The 16,472-nt window shown below is 52.1% G+C and carries 16 protein-coding genes and 1 pseudogene; 13 read left to right on the forward strand and 4 right to left on the reverse strand.

Annotated features, from left to right (window positions below):
• Position 1 precedes the first annotated feature (1 nt).
• Positions 2–526 (forward strand): GNAT family N-acetyltransferase, encoded by a 525-nt coding sequence (locus B9T62_RS01440; protein WP_087913643.1) that lies wholly within the window; start codon positions 2–4, stop codon positions 524–526.
• Between the two features lie 7 nt (positions 527–533).
• Here B9T62_RS01440 and B9T62_RS01445 read toward each other — a convergent pair whose 3' ends face one another.
• Complete coding sequence (locus B9T62_RS01445; RefSeq protein ID WP_087913644.1) at positions 534–872, reverse strand: winged helix-turn-helix transcriptional regulator; 339 nt, start codon at positions 870–872, stop codon at positions 534–536.
• A gap of 188 nt (positions 873–1,060) precedes the next feature.
• Between B9T62_RS01445 and B9T62_RS01450 the strand changes: the two genes are divergently transcribed.
• From B9T62_RS01450 to B9T62_RS01500, 11 genes and pseudogenes are all read left to right on the forward strand, one after another.
• On the forward strand, positions 1,061–2,272 hold the full coding sequence (locus tag B9T62_RS01450) for an IS701 family transposase (protein ID WP_087913645.1): 1,212 nt from the start codon (positions 1,061–1,063) through the stop codon (positions 2,270–2,272).
• A gap of 74 nt (positions 2,273–2,346) precedes the next feature.
• On the forward strand, positions 2,347–2,607 hold the full coding sequence (locus tag B9T62_RS01455; protein ID WP_087913646.1) for a YqkE family protein: 261 nt from the start codon (positions 2,347–2,349) through the stop codon (positions 2,605–2,607).
• A 180-nt stretch (positions 2,608–2,787) separates the two neighbouring features.
• Positions 2,788–3,006 (forward strand): helix-turn-helix transcriptional regulator, encoded by a 219-nt coding sequence (locus tag B9T62_RS01460; protein WP_245864301.1) that lies wholly within the window; start codon positions 2,788–2,790, stop codon positions 3,004–3,006.
• Positions 3,006–3,773, forward strand: a complete 768-nt coding sequence (locus tag B9T62_RS01465) for a DUF3169 family protein (protein WP_087913648.1) — start codon at positions 3,006–3,008, stop codon at positions 3,771–3,773. Before B9T62_RS01460 ends, B9T62_RS01465 begins: the two co-directional genes overlap by 1 nt.
• Before the next feature lie 78 nt (positions 3,774–3,851).
• Positions 3,852–5,936 (forward strand): serine hydrolase domain-containing protein, encoded by a 2,085-nt coding sequence (locus tag B9T62_RS01470; protein ID WP_245864302.1) that lies wholly within the window; start codon positions 3,852–3,854, stop codon positions 5,934–5,936.
• A 385-nt stretch (positions 5,937–6,321) separates the two neighbouring features.
• Positions 6,322–7,002: pseudogene (locus B9T62_RS01475) on the forward strand (RtcB family protein); the annotation flags it as partial.
• Positions 7,003–7,117: 115 nt separating this feature from the next.
• Complete coding sequence (locus B9T62_RS01480) at positions 7,118–7,618, forward strand: sigma-70 family RNA polymerase sigma factor (protein WP_087913649.1); 501 nt, start codon at positions 7,118–7,120, stop codon at positions 7,616–7,618.
• Positions 7,615–8,805, forward strand: a complete 1,191-nt coding sequence (locus B9T62_RS01485) for an anti-sigma factor (protein ID WP_087913650.1) — start codon at positions 7,615–7,617, stop codon at positions 8,803–8,805. Before B9T62_RS01480 ends, B9T62_RS01485 begins: the two co-directional genes overlap by 4 nt.
• 236 nt (positions 8,806–9,041) lie before the next feature.
• Positions 9,042–9,548, forward strand: coding sequence for a metallophosphoesterase family protein (locus tag B9T62_RS01490; protein ID WP_087913651.1), 507 nt, complete (start codon positions 9,042–9,044; stop codon positions 9,546–9,548).
• 246 nt (positions 9,549–9,794) lie between these two features.
• Positions 9,795–10,037, forward strand: coding sequence for a GNAT family N-acetyltransferase (locus B9T62_RS01495; RefSeq protein WP_245864303.1), 243 nt, complete (start codon positions 9,795–9,797; stop codon positions 10,035–10,037).
• 32 nt (positions 10,038–10,069) lie between these two features.
• The gene (locus B9T62_RS01500; protein ID WP_087913652.1) at positions 10,070–10,780 is read left to right on the forward strand and encodes an HAD family hydrolase; all 711 of its coding nucleotides are present in this window, start codon (positions 10,070–10,072) and stop codon (positions 10,778–10,780) included.
• A 92-nt stretch (positions 10,781–10,872) separates the two neighbouring features.
• Here the strand turns inward: B9T62_RS01500 and B9T62_RS01505 are convergent, their stop codons facing one another.
• Together B9T62_RS01505 and B9T62_RS01510 are read right to left on the reverse strand one after the other, a co-directional pair.
• The gene (locus B9T62_RS01505) at positions 10,873–11,979 is read right to left on the reverse strand and encodes an FAD:protein FMN transferase (protein WP_087913653.1); all 1,107 of its coding nucleotides are present in this window, start codon (positions 11,977–11,979) and stop codon (positions 10,873–10,875) included.
• A 149-nt stretch (positions 11,980–12,128) separates the two neighbouring features.
• Entirely contained in the window at positions 12,129–13,061 is a 933-nt protein-coding gene (locus tag B9T62_RS01510; protein WP_087913654.1) for a glycosyltransferase family 2 protein, read from the reverse strand.
• A gap of 248 nt (positions 13,062–13,309) precedes the next feature.
• On the opposite strand from B9T62_RS01510, the gene B9T62_RS01515 reads away from it, so the two are divergent.
• On the forward strand, positions 13,310–14,038 hold the full coding sequence (locus B9T62_RS01515; protein ID WP_087913655.1) for a DsbA family oxidoreductase: 729 nt from the start codon (positions 13,310–13,312) through the stop codon (positions 14,036–14,038).
• A 717-nt stretch (positions 14,039–14,755) separates the two neighbouring features.
• Here the strand turns inward: B9T62_RS01515 and B9T62_RS01520 are convergent.
• Entirely contained in the window at positions 14,756–16,336 is a 1,581-nt protein-coding gene (locus B9T62_RS01520) for an oleate hydratase (protein ID WP_087913656.1), read from the reverse strand.
• Between the last annotated feature and the right edge of the window lie 136 nt (positions 16,337–16,472).

Below are 16,472 nucleotides of genomic sequence, written 5' to 3' on the forward strand. Positions count from 1 at the left end.
GATGGAATGGCAGAATTATACGATAGAGGATGCGCTGCAGACCGATCTGCCGGCGATTGTGGAGATTTACAATTCTACGGTGGGGGGCAGAGTGGTGACTGCTGATCTGGAGCCGGTGAGCGTCCGGGACCGGCAGCGCTGGTTCAGCAAGCATAACAGCCATCACCGTCCGCTATGGGTGCTGCGGCAGAATGGCGAGGTTGCGGCCTGGTTCAGCTTCCAGTCCTTCTATGGCCGTCCTGCCTACAACGGCACAGCCGAGATCAGCGTCTATGTGAGCGAGAAGTTCCGCGGCAGCGGAGCAGGCAGCATACTGCTGGCCAAAGCAATAGAAACAGCCCCTGATCTTGGCATCGAGAATCTGGTGGGCTTTGTGTTTGGACATAATGAACCGAGCTTGCGTCTGCTGCGCAGAAATGGCTTCAAGGATTGGGGATTGCTGCCCGGTGTGGCGGAATTGGATGGAGTCAAGCGTGATCTGGTTATCATAGGTCTGAAGCTGAACGGCCAGCCTGCGAAGGCGTAAGGGACGTTTATTCCGGGGGCGGACAGACGGCTTCACCCGAAATAATCCATTCATCTGACCATTGCTGCAGGTCGCGGATGACGGCTTCCAGTCCCAGCCCTTTATCGGTCAGCGAATATTGAATACGGACCGGAGTCTCTGGAAACACCTCGCGGCGGACAATGCCCTCCAGCTCCAGCTCCTTCAGCCGCTCGGAGAGCAGCCGACCGCTGACCGGCAGCGAGGCTTCGATCGCGCTGAAGCGCTGTGGTCCCTGGAGCAACTGGTAGATAATCAGTCCCGTCCAGCGTCTGCCTATAATATCCATGCTTTTTTGTAAACGCGGACACAAGTGTGTGGATTTCATAAGGCTCACCTCTTACTGTACATTATAAACGAAAAGACCCTGCACTAAAACAAATTTGAACTAAAACCTATAAATGAGCAAATTCGCTTCCAGTAAACTGTAAAATCAAAAAGAATAGAGACAAAGTGCTCTCCTTGTGTTAAAAAGTAGTCACCACAACACACTTTTTAGCCGAAGGAGAACTCACAATGTCCCATACCGCCATCGTACCTGATCATCAAATGCTTCGCAACTATTTATTGCAGCACCGGTTGCCTTTATATTTCTCTAAACCCGTGATGAATCATATCCTATCTTACATGGCAGCAGCAACGTCCAAAGGATTTCGGGGTAAGGTCGTAGATCTAGCCGATTATAGCCCGTGTCACCGCACTGCTCTCGGGCACTTTTTGACTCACGGGCACTGGGACGAAAGGATTCTTCAACATAAAGTGAAGCAAGAATCTATTCGTCATGTACTCCGCGAGTCCACACAAACGGCGGAGCCTCTATTTGTGATTCATGATGATTCGATTTGCAAGAAGACCAAGCCTTCGTCACAGGCCAAGTCTCCCATCGAACAGACTGGATATCATCATTCGCATCTCGAAGGTAAAACCGTCTGGGGCCATCAGGTTCAGGCCACTATCGTACAATGTGGTGCAGCGGCATTGATTCATTCTATAGATCTATACGACAGAAAAAAAGTTCATCCGGATGGCTCCGTCTATACTAAAATCGATCATGTGTGTGACATGGCTGCGACGATGCCTTTGCCTCCATATGGGGGATATGCGCTTGTCGATTCCTGGTTTACTTGCTCCCGGATCATTGACAGCTACGCGACTGCAGGATACCACCTGATTGGCGCTTTAAAAACCAATCGTATTCTCTATCCGCAAGGCATCCGGATCTCGGTTCAGCATTTTGCCGCGCATGTGTCCAAAAAAGACGTTCACCTCGTGACCGTGAATGGTTCTTCGTACTGGACGTACCGATATGAGGGAGCCTTAAACGACATCCCGAATGCAGTCGTACTTCTCTGTTGGCCTGAGCAAGCCTTTGGTCAGCCGAAAGCTTTACGCGCCTTTTTGTGCACGAATGTGTCTTTAGAGACAGAGACGATTTGTACGTATTACAGCAAAAGATGGCCGATTGAAATCTTCTTTAGACAATCCAAAGGTAATTTAGGATTCGAGACGTATCAAGTTCGCTCGGCCACTGCGTTTATTCGTCTATGGGCACTACTCGCCTGGACACATTTGTTCTGTACCGTGGGGCTTGAACAGCCTTGTTCCTTTGGCGATGGGCTACGCACCGTTCGCAAGCAAGTCAAACAAGATATCGCCCAGTTTATCTATGACTGCGGCCGAAAGAACATTCCTTTTCAAGTGATTCAAAAACGATTAAAATTAGCATGATCTTTGATTTGGAATTTTTTGTATCCGTTTTTGCTCATTTATAGCTAAAACAAAAGAGGAACGGGGAGATAACCGTGGCAAAAAAGAAAAAAGTAACCCAGGCACCGCGGGCTGCGGCACAAGATGGCCCGGCCACTTTGAAGGATCTGCTCAGCAGCGAGGTACTGGGCAAGCTGAAGGCGCAGGCCGATGAGCTGAAGGCGGAGGAAACGAGCCGCAAAGAGGCTGCGCGCCAGGCAGTAGAAGACCAGCGTAAGGCGGAGCTGAAGCGGCTGGAGAATGATTTCGGCCATCTGCTGGAGAACAGCAACCAGGACTGGAGCAAATTCAAATAAATATGATGCGTAAGCGCTGCAGACGGCTGCGTGGTCCTCAAAGGGGCTGCGCAGCCGTTTCTTCTTGAGCAACAGGCTCGATTTTTAATCGAATCATGTACATAATTATAGTCAAATTGTATATTATACTTTACAAAATAAATACGATCATATACAATTTGAATCATGGAGGTGGAACGTTTGAGTGAACTGATTAACTACGTCCGTGTCCTGCGGGCCAGAGACAGATTATCGCAGCAAGAGCTGGCACAGCGGATTGGAGCTTCCCGCCAGACGATCGCCTTAATTGAACGGGGCGATTATTCTCCCTCGGTGGTGCTGGCGCTCAAGATAGCTGAAGTGTTTAAAGTGAAGGTCGAAGATATCTTTTCCATCCAAACTGAGGAGCGTGAATTCTAATGGAGAACACAAATAAACTATTTAAGAGCAAAAGAACTTGGCGGCTGATTTTTTGGGCTTTTATTGGAGGGGTGATCGGCTACATCTCTGCTTCGGGTGACTTGACTGTTCCTAAGGATGCCAACTTCAGCTTCTCGCTCATCTACGAATATGACCTCATGTTCGCCGCATTGGCACTGATTGTGCTTGTTCTGCTGGTCTGGAATGTGATTGGCCTCAGCCAGCTGGGCGCCATGAATGATGAAGGCGAGAATTCAGATGAGCTGATGAGTCCGAAGGAAAAGCTGCTCAGCACAATCATCAAGGTCAGCTCGTATAACACCATTGTCACCCTGTTATGGCTGGTGCTTGCTATTGCCCATGCCATGGCGCCAGACGGTCCACGGGAAGATATGCAGACCTACATGCTGGTGAATATGATCAGCGGCTGCGTTACGATGTTCATGGCCATCTACCTTCAGCATCGCACCCTTAGTATCTACAACAAGGTCTATCCGGAGCGGACGTATAATCTGAAGTCCAACAGCGGGAAGGAAGCAGCACGTGAGCTGTTTGCCAAGATGGACGAAGGCGAGCAATGGACCGTATACCGGTCTGCCTATTCTGCATTTAGGACTACCAACGTAATGTTAATCGCCGGCATCGTGCTGTTCACGCTGTACTCTCTGCTGTTCGGCTTCACGCCGCTGCCGATTATCGTGCTGGGCATCATTCTGCTGGTGCAGCATACCGTCTATTACCATGAGGCGGGCAAGGCGTATAAATAAATTTAATTGAGTCTTTATCCATGATAGTGTCGTAATAACATCTATACTTATACTTAATATTGAAATGGAGTGAAGTGAATGTACATGCCAACGTTCCGTATCCGCTCGGCCTTCTGGACGAGAACCGTTCTTGCCGCTACCCTGATTCTTTGCCTGATGGCCTCGACGGTGCAAGCAGCGGCCGCTCCCGTGTCAATCCCCGCGCAAGCGAAGGCGTTGACCACGGAGAATGTCGCAGCATTCCTCAAGCAGTTCTTCAGCTCGGAGGAGGTTAAGGCACAGCTTGCCGGTGCAACTGTAATTGTGGTCAAGGATGGCAAGACTGTGATCGAAGAAGGCTTCGGTTATGCAGATAAGGCTGGTAAAACTGCTGTGGACCCTGATGAAACCGTCTTCCGGATGGCTTCGGTATCCAAAACCTTCACCGCCGCTGCCGCCATGCAGCTGGTGGAGCAGGGCAAGATCGACTTGAAAGCGGATTTTCAGACCTACACCGGGCCGCTGAATTTCGATAATCCCTTCGGTACTCCGGTTACGGTGGAGCAGTTGCTGACCCACACAACAGGGTTCCGGATTCAGGACCCCCAGCCGGAAGATATCAATGATGATTTCAAGACAAAGGTATCGATTGAGGATTACGTGAAGCAGCATATACCGCCGGTGGTCCGTGAGCCGGGTACTTCCTACATGTACGACAACTTTGCTTCGTTGCTGCTCGGCCTGGTGGTTGAGAAGGCCAGTGGTGAGCCATACGAGGATTATATGGAGAAGCATGTGTTTGCCCCGCTGAATATGGACAAAAGCGGCTTCCTGCTGGAAGGCGAGCTGAAAGAGGATCTTGCCACAGCCTATGATGCAACAGGCAAGGCGCTTGACCTGTATACGGTAACTCCAACAGTGATGCCGCATGGAGGCATGCTGTCCACCGCCGATGATATCGGCAAGTTCATGACCGCTTTCCTGGACGGAGGCGCCGCGGGGAACAACCGCATTCTGGCTGAAAGTTCAGTAGAGGCCATGGAGCAATATCGCTCCTCGATTCACCCCTTGCTGCCGAATACCACCTATGGCTTTGAAGCACCGATTCAGCTTCCTGGCGCGGGCAGCAGCTCCAAGATTATCACCAAAGCAGGCGATTTGATTGGCTTCAGCTCTTATATGTTCCTGATTCCAGAGCAGAACACTGGTGTCTTCATTGGCTACAATCAGCAAAGCGCGCTGCGGGAGCTGTTCTACCCGGCGTTTATCCAGGAGTTCTTCCCGCAATATGCCGCTCCTGCGAAGCTTGACGCCTTCCAGCCGTTGAGTGCTGAAGCACTGGACGCGTTCACAGGCTACTATGCTGACCTCCGTCTTAAGAGCCTGGTCTCTACCGTTGCTGTAAACGGGGGTGCGCTTAGCATCACCGATGCACTGCTGGGCACCCGCCAGCTGCGTCAGGTGGACGATAATCTGTTCATTGATGAGTTGACCAAGAAATTTACCGCCTTTGAATTGGATGCGGACGGGCAAGGCACCTATCTGAAAGAACCTTACCTCAATCCTTACGGCTATGAGCAAAAAGGGCCGGATGGTGTCGGTTATGCCGATGTCACCGCCAACCACGCTTATGCGGCCCCGGTTATGATGCTGCAGTCGCTGGGCTATCTGCCGAATGATGCAGCGCTGAGCTTCCAGCCTGAGGCAGGAATTACGCGTGCCGAGTATGTACGGCTGATGCTGGAGAGCAGCGGGCTGAAAGGCAGCAAGACAGAGAAGCTGGCTTTCCCGGATCTGCAGGGTCACCCGGATGCCGCTTTTGTGCAGATGGCCGTTGAGATCGGGATGATTCAGGGAACGGCAGGTGGAGAGTTCCAGCCTGACCGGGTGATTTCCCGCCAGGAAGCGGCGGTAATGATATGGAGACTGCTTAACGCGCAATACCCGGATAAGCTGTTCACAAATGTGAAGCTGGCGGGCAACACGGACAAATGGGCGATTCCGGCAGTGAAGATGGCAGTGGCACTGGGTCTGTACGGACCTGAGATCAAGGCTGATGCCAAAGGTAAAGTTGATTTCAAGTCCAGAGCAGCGCTGAGCAAGCAAGAGAATGCAGCCATTCTGTATGCTCTATTCACGAATCCGATGAATCAGATCGTTGCCAAGCTAATGGAGAAATCCTAAGAAATTCCGCAGCTGAAATAGCCGGACAGATGACTAATTTCCAATAATAGGGTTGACAGAACTTTCGAATAACGTTTAAGATGGGACTTATCTTACTAAGAAGGGGGCCGATGAAGATGATTGGAACGGATACGCTATTCTCGCAGGCACAACCCATGCCAACTGCATATCGGAAATTGGATTCCATTGGCCCTGTCCGGCAGACATGATACGTTAGTTTGTCATGTTGTACGTTATCTCAGGGGTCGGCTGGCAGATCAACGGATTTGCAGTCGTTTCGCTCAAGCGATGCTCTAGCCGAGCCGTGGATCCGTATAGGATCTGCGGCTCTTTTTTATGATTTTTCCGGAAATAAGAAAGGAAATGACAACCTATTATGAGTACCAATAACAATCTGCATATTCCAGGTATTGAATACATGAGTTATACACCGGACGTACACGTAGGGATCGGCACCTGTATCGGCACTACCGCCGTATGGGATGGAATGGACGGTTAGGTGTCGCCTTCGATCGTCGGCAGCGATATCGGCTGCGGCATGCGGGTGCATCTCACCAACCTGCATAAGGATGAACTGCAGGACGTGAAGCTGCGCAGGAAGCTGGTGAAGGCGATTGAGAAATATCTGCCAATGGAATCGCAGCAGCGGGGGCATTTCGACGATATCCGGCTGGAGCATGTGATCCGCAAAGGCCTGCACGGCCTGCCGGGCAAATATGTTCCCGATAGCTACACCCCGAAGAAATCGACTGCGCTGACGCATGTAGAGATTAGCCGAATGGCGTTTGACGTTATTATTCGATCTGCCACGGCGCCGGCCGTCTGCGCTCGCGCTCTGCGACCAAGAAGCTGGTTACGGTGGGCGAATTCGCCCGGTCGCTGGTCGCTGCGGGTAGGCAAGCAGGACGAGATTGTAGTCAATCAGCATTCCCTGGAATCGATTCTTGATGAATCGCCGCAGGCCTACAAGAATGTGGATGAGATTATTGAGAGTCTGACCGGTGCGGGGCTGGCTGCGGTCGTGGCCCGCTGCAAGCCGCTTGCGGCGATTAAAGGCAGCAAATAAAGATTGGCTGCTCGAAGCTTGAACGGTCTGTCCGGTAACGGACAGACCATTTCTTTTTGCAGAAATGTTGTAACTTTCAGCAGGCTGGTACGTGGCTAAGGTGAGGGGGGAGAGGATGAAGCCGCAAACGCTGGATGAGATTTACCAACAGTATGTCCAGGATATTTACCGTTATTTGCGCTCCCTCTGCCAGGATCATCACGCTGCCGAGGATTTGATGCAGGAAACCTTTTACCGTGCCTATATGTACCTGGAGGACTGTAAGGACGAGAAGATTAAGCCGTGGCTCTTCCGCGTGGCCTATAACGCTTGGGTGGATTATACACGCAAGGAGAAACGCAGCATAGTGCAGGGTGAGGGTTATTTCCAGGGGCTTGCCCACCCGGAGACCACCGAAGGTACGCTGCTGCGCCAAGAGCGCTGGGAAGAGATGACCGTGGATGTGTCCCAACTTCCGGAACGTCAGCGCCATGCGCTGCTGCTGCATGATTGGCATGGGCTCTCCTACCGGGAAGCGGCAGATATTATGGAGGTTGGTCTGTCTCAATATAAGATACTGATTTTTCGCGCCAGACAACAGCTGCGTGAGCTGGAGCAGAGGAGGAACGAAAGATGAGCGAAGAGTTCAAGCAGAAGCTGAAGAGCTACAGCGAAGGCACACTTTCCGGGCAGGAGAAGGAGGAGGTGGAGCGCGAAATGCTGAAGATGGAAGCCTATCAGGAGTATCTGGAGCAGCTTACCGAGCTTGACGATCAGGAGAACAGTGAGCTGGGAAGGCAGCCTCTGCCTACGGAAGGCGGGCTGAAGCCGGGACGGGAGAAGAAGATCATCCGCCGGGGGAAGTGGAAGGCCCGCTTCATGAACGCCTGGACGGTGATCTCTGCATTTCTGATTCTGGCCGTGGTCAGCAGCATCATTACGGCGGTGTTTTACAGTACCGGAGAGCGGAGCGAGACATACAGCGATGTTGCAGCCGCTGCGCTTTCCGTCTCACGCCCGAATGAAACCGTACATTTGAGTACGGGGCAGAATACTTTTTTCTCAATGGATATGAACGGCCAGGTGGTGCGGACCATTGGCGATGAGCAGGTGACGGCCGGAGAGATGTCGGTGAACATGCTGCTGGGCTGGGCCCGGCTGGGTCAGATTGACCGGCTGGACCGTAACGCAGGCAATGGATCAATCTTCTATTATCCGCTGAACAAGACGATCAACAATCAAGGTGCTGACCGCGAGGAATGGAACCGGCTGGAGCAGCTGCCGGAAGGAACGGTGGCCGAAGCCACACTGTCGCTGAACCGGCTGTTCACGGTGGATGAGCTGCTGAAGCAGTTCGAGCACCGCAATCTGCAACTGCTGTGGTTCGCCGTTGATTCCGGCCCCTATGTGCATGAGGCCGTGGTGACGACGCCGCTTGGATTCCCGTACCATCCCCAATGGCGTAAGGTAGATATGACAGTAATAAGCTCGGAGACGGAGAAGCGGGGCTGGTTCACCCGTACCTTCAGCTCGGTGAGCCAAGGCCCTTCGGTTGAGGAATTTGGCGACGGAAAGCTGCGCGGCGATTATTTCATGAAGACCCTCTATCTGCTGGAGGAGCATCCTTCCATTACGAGCCGTGTGGCACCGTTCATCCGGCTGAAAGAAGCCATCCCTTACCTGGAGAAGAACGGAATCAAGCTGTACGGTGTCGTCGTGACCGGACCGGTGAAGGAGCTGCTGAAGCTGAAGGAGGAGAAGTGGATCAGCAACCTGCGTGTCGGTGAGGTGCGGCTGTGGAATTGGCGGGACCGTGAGCGCTAAGGTTGCGGTGGATTCTGCCCAAGGTAAGCAAAGAAGCAGCAATCAGGTGGTCACCTCTGTAGGGGTGTGCTGCCTGTTTGCTGTTGGGAAGCCGCTATGAATCACTGCCAGGGCTGGAGGGGAAGAGATCGCAGACTTGCTTCTAACCCATACAGAACGTACAATTAGTGACAATATTGTTAGAAAATCATCAGGCTGACGAAGCTGCAATTATCACGAATTAGGAGCTGATAGAAATGAAAGTAGGCGTCGTATCCGATACACATATGTCAAGTGTGGGCAAAGGGCTGCCGCAGGCCCTGAAGGCGGAACTGAGGGATGCGGACCTGATCCTGCATCTGGGAGACTGGGTCGCTATGGAGATTTATGATTTGCTGTCTGAGCTGGCCCCCGTAGAGGGCATTGCCGGGAATAACGATGGGGCTGAGATCATCAAGCGGTTCGGCGAACGCAAGCTGCTCACATTGGAGGGCGTGCGGATCGGCATGATTCATGGGCATACCCCGTATTCCGGCAAAGGGACAGACGGGAATGCGCTGCGCGCTTTTGAGGATGAGCAGGTGGATGTGATTCTGTTCGGACATTCGCATCAGCCGCTGCTGCGGCAGGAGAATGGCATTCTGCTGTTTAATCCCGGCTCGGCTACCGACAAACGGCGCGAGAAGTTGTATTCGTTCGGCGTTCTGCATCTGAAGGACGGCGAAGCCAGCGCACGCCATGTGTATTATGGGTCAAAGGACTGAGCATCGAGCAAAAGTCCAAATTATTCCACATACTCTCCATGGTCAGCCAGACAGACGCAGATGTACAATATAGAACGTGAACTTAAGAATGAAGCAGCGGAGTTGGATAAAGCCAAGTGTATAAGGCATTCTGCCAACTCCTGATGTAACATTCTTAAGTTCATCTTATATAGCGATAAAATGGCCTGGCCGGAAAATGGGCAATGAACATGGAATCATTTCGTATTGAACGTGCGGATGTACAGAATGTCGGGCAAGTGGCAGCGCTTGTGGATTCTGAATGATCTGTTTGTTTCGGCGGAGCAGCGCGGCCATGGCCTTGGAGCAATGCTGCTGGAAAGTGCGCGGCAGTATGCTGTTCATTCAGGAACCAAAGGTCTGACGCTAACAACGATGAAGGGCAATAATCTAGCGCAGCGGTTATATGAGGCTTCCGGGTATGTGAAGGACGAGGATTTTTATACGTATAACCTGTTCTACGGCAAGTGAGCAAGCAGCAGGTAGCTAAAAGGGGATTAACGATGGAAACAAGCAGCAAGCCGGCTATATTTTTTGATTTGGATGATACGCTGTACGATCATCTGGTTCCTTTCCGTGAAGCCGTGCGTGAGGTGCTGTCTCCGGCAGAGGGCAGTGTGGACTATAAGGAGCTTTTTTACACCGTGAGGCATCATAGTGATCTGCTGTGGCCGCAATATTTGCGGGGGGAGCTGGCGCTTGAGGAGACCCGCGTGCTGCGGCTGGAGCGGGCGTTCGCCGAAATGGGGATGGAGCTGAACCATGAACAGGCCGCTCTTGTGCAGGAAGCCTATATCAGCCGCCAGTACCGGATTGAACTGATTGAAGGCGTGCGCGAGCAGCTGGAGCGATTCCTTGCGGCAGACTATCAGGTGGGGATTATCACGAACGGTCCCAAAGAGCATCAGATGAACAAAATCCGCGGTTTGGGCGTGGACAAGATCATTAAACCGGAACTGATTTTTATCTCGGACGCTGTGGGTCTGGCCAAGCCGGACCCGGCGATTTTTGCCCATGTGAATGAGGTTACAGGTACTTCTCCGGACCAATCGGTCTATGTAGGCGATACGTGGGCGAACGATGTGGTTGGCGCGCTGGCTGCGGGCTGGAAGGTATGCTGGTATAATCCGCGCAGCCGTCTTCCGGGGTCGGCGCATGAGCCTAGTTATATATTTAGAGATTATAAGGAATTCGGCGAGCTGCCGATTGGTTAGGTGTCCGCTGAAGTGAAGCCGATGCGTTCAGGCGCAGAAGAACCCCCTTGCCTTAATAAGGCAAGGGGGTTCTTCCTTCTGCCGAGGCAGCTCTAGTTGGCGAACTCGTAAGTCGGGTCCGTCAGCTGCAGCCGTTCCCGGATGCCGGAGGTGGCATAAATCTTATTGTCATCGGTAATGAAGAAGGCTTCCACATCCCCGGGCAGCGCTTCAAGATAGGTCATGCCCTCTTCCAGACCCATCAGGAATACGCCGGTAGACAAGGCATCCGCATCAGTCGCATTCGGGCTCATGATGGTGATGCTCTTCAGCCCGTTCTGGGACGGGAATCCTGTACGTGGATCAAGGATATGATGGTAACGGACATTGTCCTGCATGAAGAAACGTTCATATACGCCAGACGCATCGATCACCTCATCGGTAATCTTGATCGTTCCCAGTTGGGTGCCGCGGGTCTGGTCGGGGTCCTGCAGGCCAATATTCCACTGTGCTCCGCCCGGCTTGGTACCCAGGGCAATGATGCTGCTGCCGCCCAGATTGATCATCGCGCTGTCGAGGCCCTCTTCCTTCAGGTAGTCGGCAATCCGGTCGGCAGCATATCCTTTACCGATACCCCCAAGGTCCAGTACCATACCTTCCTTGGTCAGCTTAACTGTCTTCGCGGCATCGTCAATAATAACATCCTTATAATTGGTCAGGCTTGTAGCCGCTGCAATATCAGCCTCTGGGGGAACCTGCTCCCCGCCATTGCCGATTGCCCACAAGTCCACTAGGGGACCTATGGTCGGGTCGAACAGGCCGTTCATTTCTTCGGCATATTTAATCGACTGCTTCACTACGTCCAGCGTCTCGTCGGAGACGACAACCGCTTCCTTGCCTGCGGCCTGATTGACGGCGTAGACCTCGCCGCCCTCCTTGGTGCGGCTTAACTCCATATCCATCCGCTCCAGCATCTGCTGGATAGAATCCATGTTGCTCTGCTGTACCTCGTCTCCGAACACCTTGATTGTCACAACCGTATCGTAGATATAAAAGGTTTGCTCCAACGATCTGGCGCTGATGGAAGTGTTTACCTTAGCTTCATCGGCTGACTCCGCAGGCTTGTCCTCTTTAGTATTGCTAACATACAGCCATACTCCGGCACCAATAATCAACACCAGTGCGGCTAGGAGCAGCAGCGTTTTTTTGTTCTTAAGCATGTTCCACCATCCATATAGTTAGTTTCTTGACGTCATCCTTACTATCATACCCCAGAACGGAAGTTCATGGAAACCCAAAAACTCCGCATCCGAAGTTTCGGAGCAGAGTCTAGGGCTGCATAAGAACGGCACAAAACTAACAGGCGTGCTTAATCCAGCATATATTCACGATATTTGTTCTTGCGCGGATTCAGAACGAACAGGATGCCTGCAAGATAGCCGTTTACGGCGTTGAAATTTCGTTTCAGTGTCGATTTGCCGGTTAGATAAGTCAGTGTCCACAGCAGGGCGGCATAGTTCTTAACCGGGGCTTTGCGCAGATTCAGCAGGTAATAATGGTTGACTGCCGTGGCCCGGGCCACCCGTCCCGCCTTGTCGCGTGAGCTGGGTGATTCGTGGTGGGTAATCTTCATTGCCGGATTGATCACCAGCTTGCCGTAACGGCTGGCCAACTGGCACATGTAGATATCATCGGCCACAGCGTAGCTGGTCATCCACGGATAAGGCTTCATATCCTGCAGAGCGCTGGCGCGGAATGACATATTGCAGCCATGGAAAAAATCAGTCTCAAACGTCTGCTCCGTCTCTCCCCACAGCAGCAGTGAACCTGCCAGCGTGCTTGCCGACAGCTTGCCGGGCGATGCGGACATCTGGAAGGTGAGCCGGCCAAGCCATTTGCCGGAGCGGCTGCTGGAGAGGCCTTTGGCGATACCGCCTACGCCGACAATCGTCTGATCAGATGCATAGGTGTCCAGCATATGGCGGATATACAGTGGATCATCCAGCTCGGCGTCATCGTCGAAGGAGAGCACAATCTCACCGTGGATCAGCCCAAGTGCCTCGTAGCGGGAGAGCCATACGCCCGGACGGGTCTTGCGGTAATAATGCAGCTCTGCCTGCGGGAGGCGGGCCAGCAGTTGGCGGAATTGCTCCAGCACCTCCGGCGGAATCTCACCGTCGTCCACAATCAGCAGCTCTACAGAGATATCCTGCAGACGGTCCTGGCGGCCAATCGATTCAATACAACGCGTGAGATCATTAATTCGGTTGCGGGTGGGGATAACAATAGACAGATCAAACATGGCGTTGTCTCCTTCCGGGACACCTGGGTGCCCACTTTTGTGATGATAGTTTCCGGTCAGTCTGTTACCTTTTATTTTAAGCGTCGAAACGGAGGGCGTATATACCACTTTCGTTTACTTTTGATACGTTTCAGCGGGGTGGAATAGGTTGTTATTTTATGATCTATACTATATAATTGTAAGTAACAAATTTATTGTTATATAAGATGAATTTAAGAATGATATAAATACACTAGGAGGATTTTCTCATGAGAATAGATATTTGGTCAGATTATGCTTGCCCGTTTTGTTATATCGGCAAAAGAAGACTTGAACACGCACTTAGCCAATTTGCGGACCGCGACAGTGTTGAGGTAGTGTACCGCAGCTTCCAGCTGGACCCTTCCGCCCCTGTGCACACGGACCAGGATATTCACGACATGCTGGCTGCCAAATACGGCATGACACGTGAGAAGGCCAAAGCGACGAATGATCAGCTGGCTGAGCAGGCCCAGGGCGTGGGACTTGATTTTCATTTTGACGGCATGAAGCCTACCAATACGTTTGACAGCCACCGGCTGGCCCATTATGCCAAGGATCAGGGCAAAGCGCCGGAGATGACCGAGCGATTGCTGCGCGCATATTTCACGGATTCACTGAATCTGGGTGAACGCCCTGTGCTGGCACAATTGGCTGCAGAGGTTGGGCTGGATGAAGCGGCAACCGCCGCCATGCTGGAGACAGAGGCCTATAAGGATACTGTGAACGAAGATATTGCCGAAGGCCAGCGGCTGAATATTACCGGCGTACCTTTTTTTGTATTCAACAATAAATATGCGGTGTCCGGAGCACAGCCCGGCCCTGTATTCACCGAGGTGCTTGACACGGTATGGGCGGAGGAGCAGGCGGCCCCCGTATTGCAGACAGTTGGCGGGAATAAGGCGACCGACCAGGCAGCCGGCGATGACGGATGTACGGACGGCTCCTGCAGTGTGTAAGCGGATGAGGGAGTGCGAATCTGCAACTAATTTCGAGTAAATCAGGCCTATTCTGCTCAAACGCCGAAATTAGATGCCTTTTTGCAGCTATTTCCTCCAAAACGCAAAAAATCCGCCAATTAGATGCAATTTCGGTTACTACTTAGGCCCCCGCGAGACTCCAAGCCCTTGAACTAGGTAACCTGCATTCTAGCGGACCGTATAGCCCCTATTTCCTCCTATCTGCGATCTTTTGACGTCTTACGGACCGTATAGCCCCTAAGTCGTCAAAACAAGACCTAACCCAAGGTTGTTCTATGGTATAGAGGCTCCTGGGTCCGTTAATCCTGCAAAACGGCCTATGTACAGCAAATAGAGGCTCCTGAGTCCGCAACCGTCTGAAATCGAAGCGAGGGTTACGAGCGAAGAGGGCTAGGGAACCTAAGTAGTAACCAACTTCGCAACTAATTCAATGGTGTTCTAGTCATACCAAGCCCTGACTAATAGCCTAAACACAAACAGCGGTTCTCCAGGTAGTGGAGAATCGCTTGTTTGTGTGGTGCAGCTTCTGGCGTGCAGAGGGTCGCAGGACAAAAGTAAGTTGAATCTGTCAGTCTCAATATGTCAGCTTGTCAAGTAAGCCAGTCAGTCGCTCACTCTTTTCAGCCATTCACCCACTGATTCACTCAGCAGTCAGTCTATCTATCTCCCTCAGTCACTCACTCAGCGCCTGCTGTCTTACCGGTATGAAGTTACGAAGCTGCTGAACAATGTGCGGACATCGTACTGGTACTGGTTGATCGGCTCAATCGGCCGATTGCTGCCAAGCAGCGTGTAGACGGCAATTCTTGCAGCCCGGACCGAATATTCCTCCGTGAACACCACGTCGTCGGGAATTTCGCAATATTGTCCGACAAAAGCTAGGTTCGTGGAGCCTGCGGGAACCACCTGCGGTCTGTCGCTGCCGAGTCTCGGCATAAACTGGGAGGTGATATAAGGCATCATGCAAGGGATGCAATTGGCAGTAGCCATAATCTCTTCGCGGTGTTCCTCGAAGTGTAGATGCCCAATCAGTTCCTCCATAATTTCTTCTCCGGTACAGTCGCACATTCTCTTCTTCACGTAATCTCCCACGTTGTCCGTGTACAGCCCATAACCCCAGAACACCGTTACGTTCTCCGGCTGGTTGCGGAAATGCGGCTGGAAGGCCAGCACCACCGACATGAACCAGCTGGAATCCTTGAAGGTCACCAGCGCGCCGGTGCCTGCACGGTTGCGGGTGAATTTCTCCATCAGATCGAAGAATTTCGAATCCTGGAACGTTACTGTGAAAGACTCCCACTTCGAGCCATCCACATGATCATCGAAGGAGGAGGGATTGCCGAGGCCCGGTTTCTTGGCCGCGATGTTCTCCCAGAGCTTCCAAGAGCTGCCCTTGCCGCCAAGCTTCGGAGCCGACGTCATCGAGCCAAGGCTAGAGCCTTCCGTCATGGAGCCGTTAGTGACGATTACCAGATCTTTCTCCTGGACCTCAATCACAGATTCTTTACCTTGGCGCAGTACATTCAGCGCGGTAACGGTAATACCTTCGCCTTCCTTGAATTGGAGGTCGGTGACTGTACATTTCAAGGTGAAATCGACACCATGCGGCTCAAGATAACGGTGCAGCGGCAGAATGATAGAATCATATTGGTTGTAAGGTGTGCGTGTTACACCTTCCAGTGTCTGAATCCGTGGGAACTCATGCATAAAGCGGAGCATATATCGTTTGAATTCCACGGCGCTGTGCCAAGGCTGGAAGGCGAAGGTGGTCGCCCACATGTACCAGAAATTGGTGGTGAAAAAATGTGGACCAAACCAGTCGTTGATCCGCGCCTTGCCCATCTTGTCCTCCGGCGTAATGATCAGCTTGCCCATTGCCAGCCGGTCAGCCGTATCGAAGCCCATCGACAGTACATCCTGAACCTCGCCGTTACGGTCAATCAGCCGGGCGTTGCCATGAGTCGGATTCGCCGTGTCGAAGGCAATGATCTCTTCTCTTACCGACAGCTCCGGGTGGTCAATCGAAGGGATGGTCTTCAGCAATTCCCACAGATTCTCATAAACCTCATCGTTGAGCATCCGGCCGCCACGAATGACATAACCTTCTTTGCCGCTGCCCGCGCCGTCGTTGCTGCCGCCCAGAATGGGCATTTCTTCAATAATATGAATCTGTGGTCCCGTGAAACCGCAGTCTCGGATCAGATATACCGCGCCTGCCAGGGATGCCAGTCCGCCTCCCACGAAATACACTTGTTGATCGCTAATTTCTTTGTTCACAATAATCGCCTCCAGGATAATTAATTACGAATGTGTTAAAGTTCCTGGATTAACTGTAATCCAAACGCCTTCATGGAAGGTATATGCAAAATCAGCCGTGTGTACGAAATTGAGACAATTTGGGTAAAGTGTATGG

The organism is Paenibacillus donghaensis, from assembly GCF_002192415.1.
GTDB lineage: Bacteria > Bacillota > Bacilli > Paenibacillales > Paenibacillaceae > Paenibacillus_AQ > Paenibacillus_AQ donghaensis.

What these genes read in the sequence shown, in the direction of transcription:
- B9T62_RS01490 (WP_087913651.1), top strand. Translation starts at nt 9,042, where the DNA reads ATGAAAGTAGGCGTCGTATCCGATACACATATGTCAAGTGTGGGCAAA.
- B9T62_RS01495 (WP_245864303.1), top strand. Translation starts at nt 9,795, where the DNA reads ATGTCGGGCAAGTGGCAGCGCTTGTGGATTCTGAATGATCTGTTTGTT.
- B9T62_RS01465 (WP_087913648.1), top strand. Translation starts at nt 3,006, where the DNA reads ATGGAGAACACAAATAAACTATTTAAGAGCAAAAGAACTTGGCGGCTG.
- B9T62_RS01470 (WP_245864302.1), top strand. Translation starts at nt 3,852, where the DNA reads ATGTACATGCCAACGTTCCGTATCCGCTCGGCCTTCTGGACGAGAACC.
- B9T62_RS01505 (WP_087913653.1), bottom strand. Translation starts at nt 11,979, where the DNA reads ATGCTTAAGAACAAAAAAACGCTGCTGCTCCTAGCCGCACTGGTGTTG.
- B9T62_RS01510 (WP_087913654.1), bottom strand. Translation starts at nt 13,061, where the DNA reads ATGTTTGATCTGTCTATTGTTATCCCCACCCGCAACCGAATTAATGAT.
- B9T62_RS01480 (WP_087913649.1), top strand. Translation starts at nt 7,118, where the DNA reads ATGAAGCCGCAAACGCTGGATGAGATTTACCAACAGTATGTCCAGGAT.
- B9T62_RS01450 (WP_087913645.1), top strand. Translation starts at nt 1,061, where the DNA reads ATGTCCCATACCGCCATCGTACCTGATCATCAAATGCTTCGCAACTAT.
- B9T62_RS01445 (WP_087913644.1), bottom strand. Translation starts at nt 872, where the DNA reads ATGAAATCCACACACTTGTGTCCGCGTTTACAAAAAAGCATGGATATT.
- B9T62_RS01500 (WP_087913652.1), top strand. Translation starts at nt 10,070, where the DNA reads ATGGAAACAAGCAGCAAGCCGGCTATATTTTTTGATTTGGATGATACG.
- B9T62_RS01485 (WP_087913650.1), top strand. Translation starts at nt 7,615, where the DNA reads ATGAGCGAAGAGTTCAAGCAGAAGCTGAAGAGCTACAGCGAAGGCACA.
- B9T62_RS01515 (WP_087913655.1), top strand. Translation starts at nt 13,310, where the DNA reads ATGAGAATAGATATTTGGTCAGATTATGCTTGCCCGTTTTGTTATATC.
- B9T62_RS01440 (WP_087913643.1), top strand. Translation starts at nt 2, where the DNA reads ATGGAATGGCAGAATTATACGATAGAGGATGCGCTGCAGACCGATCTG.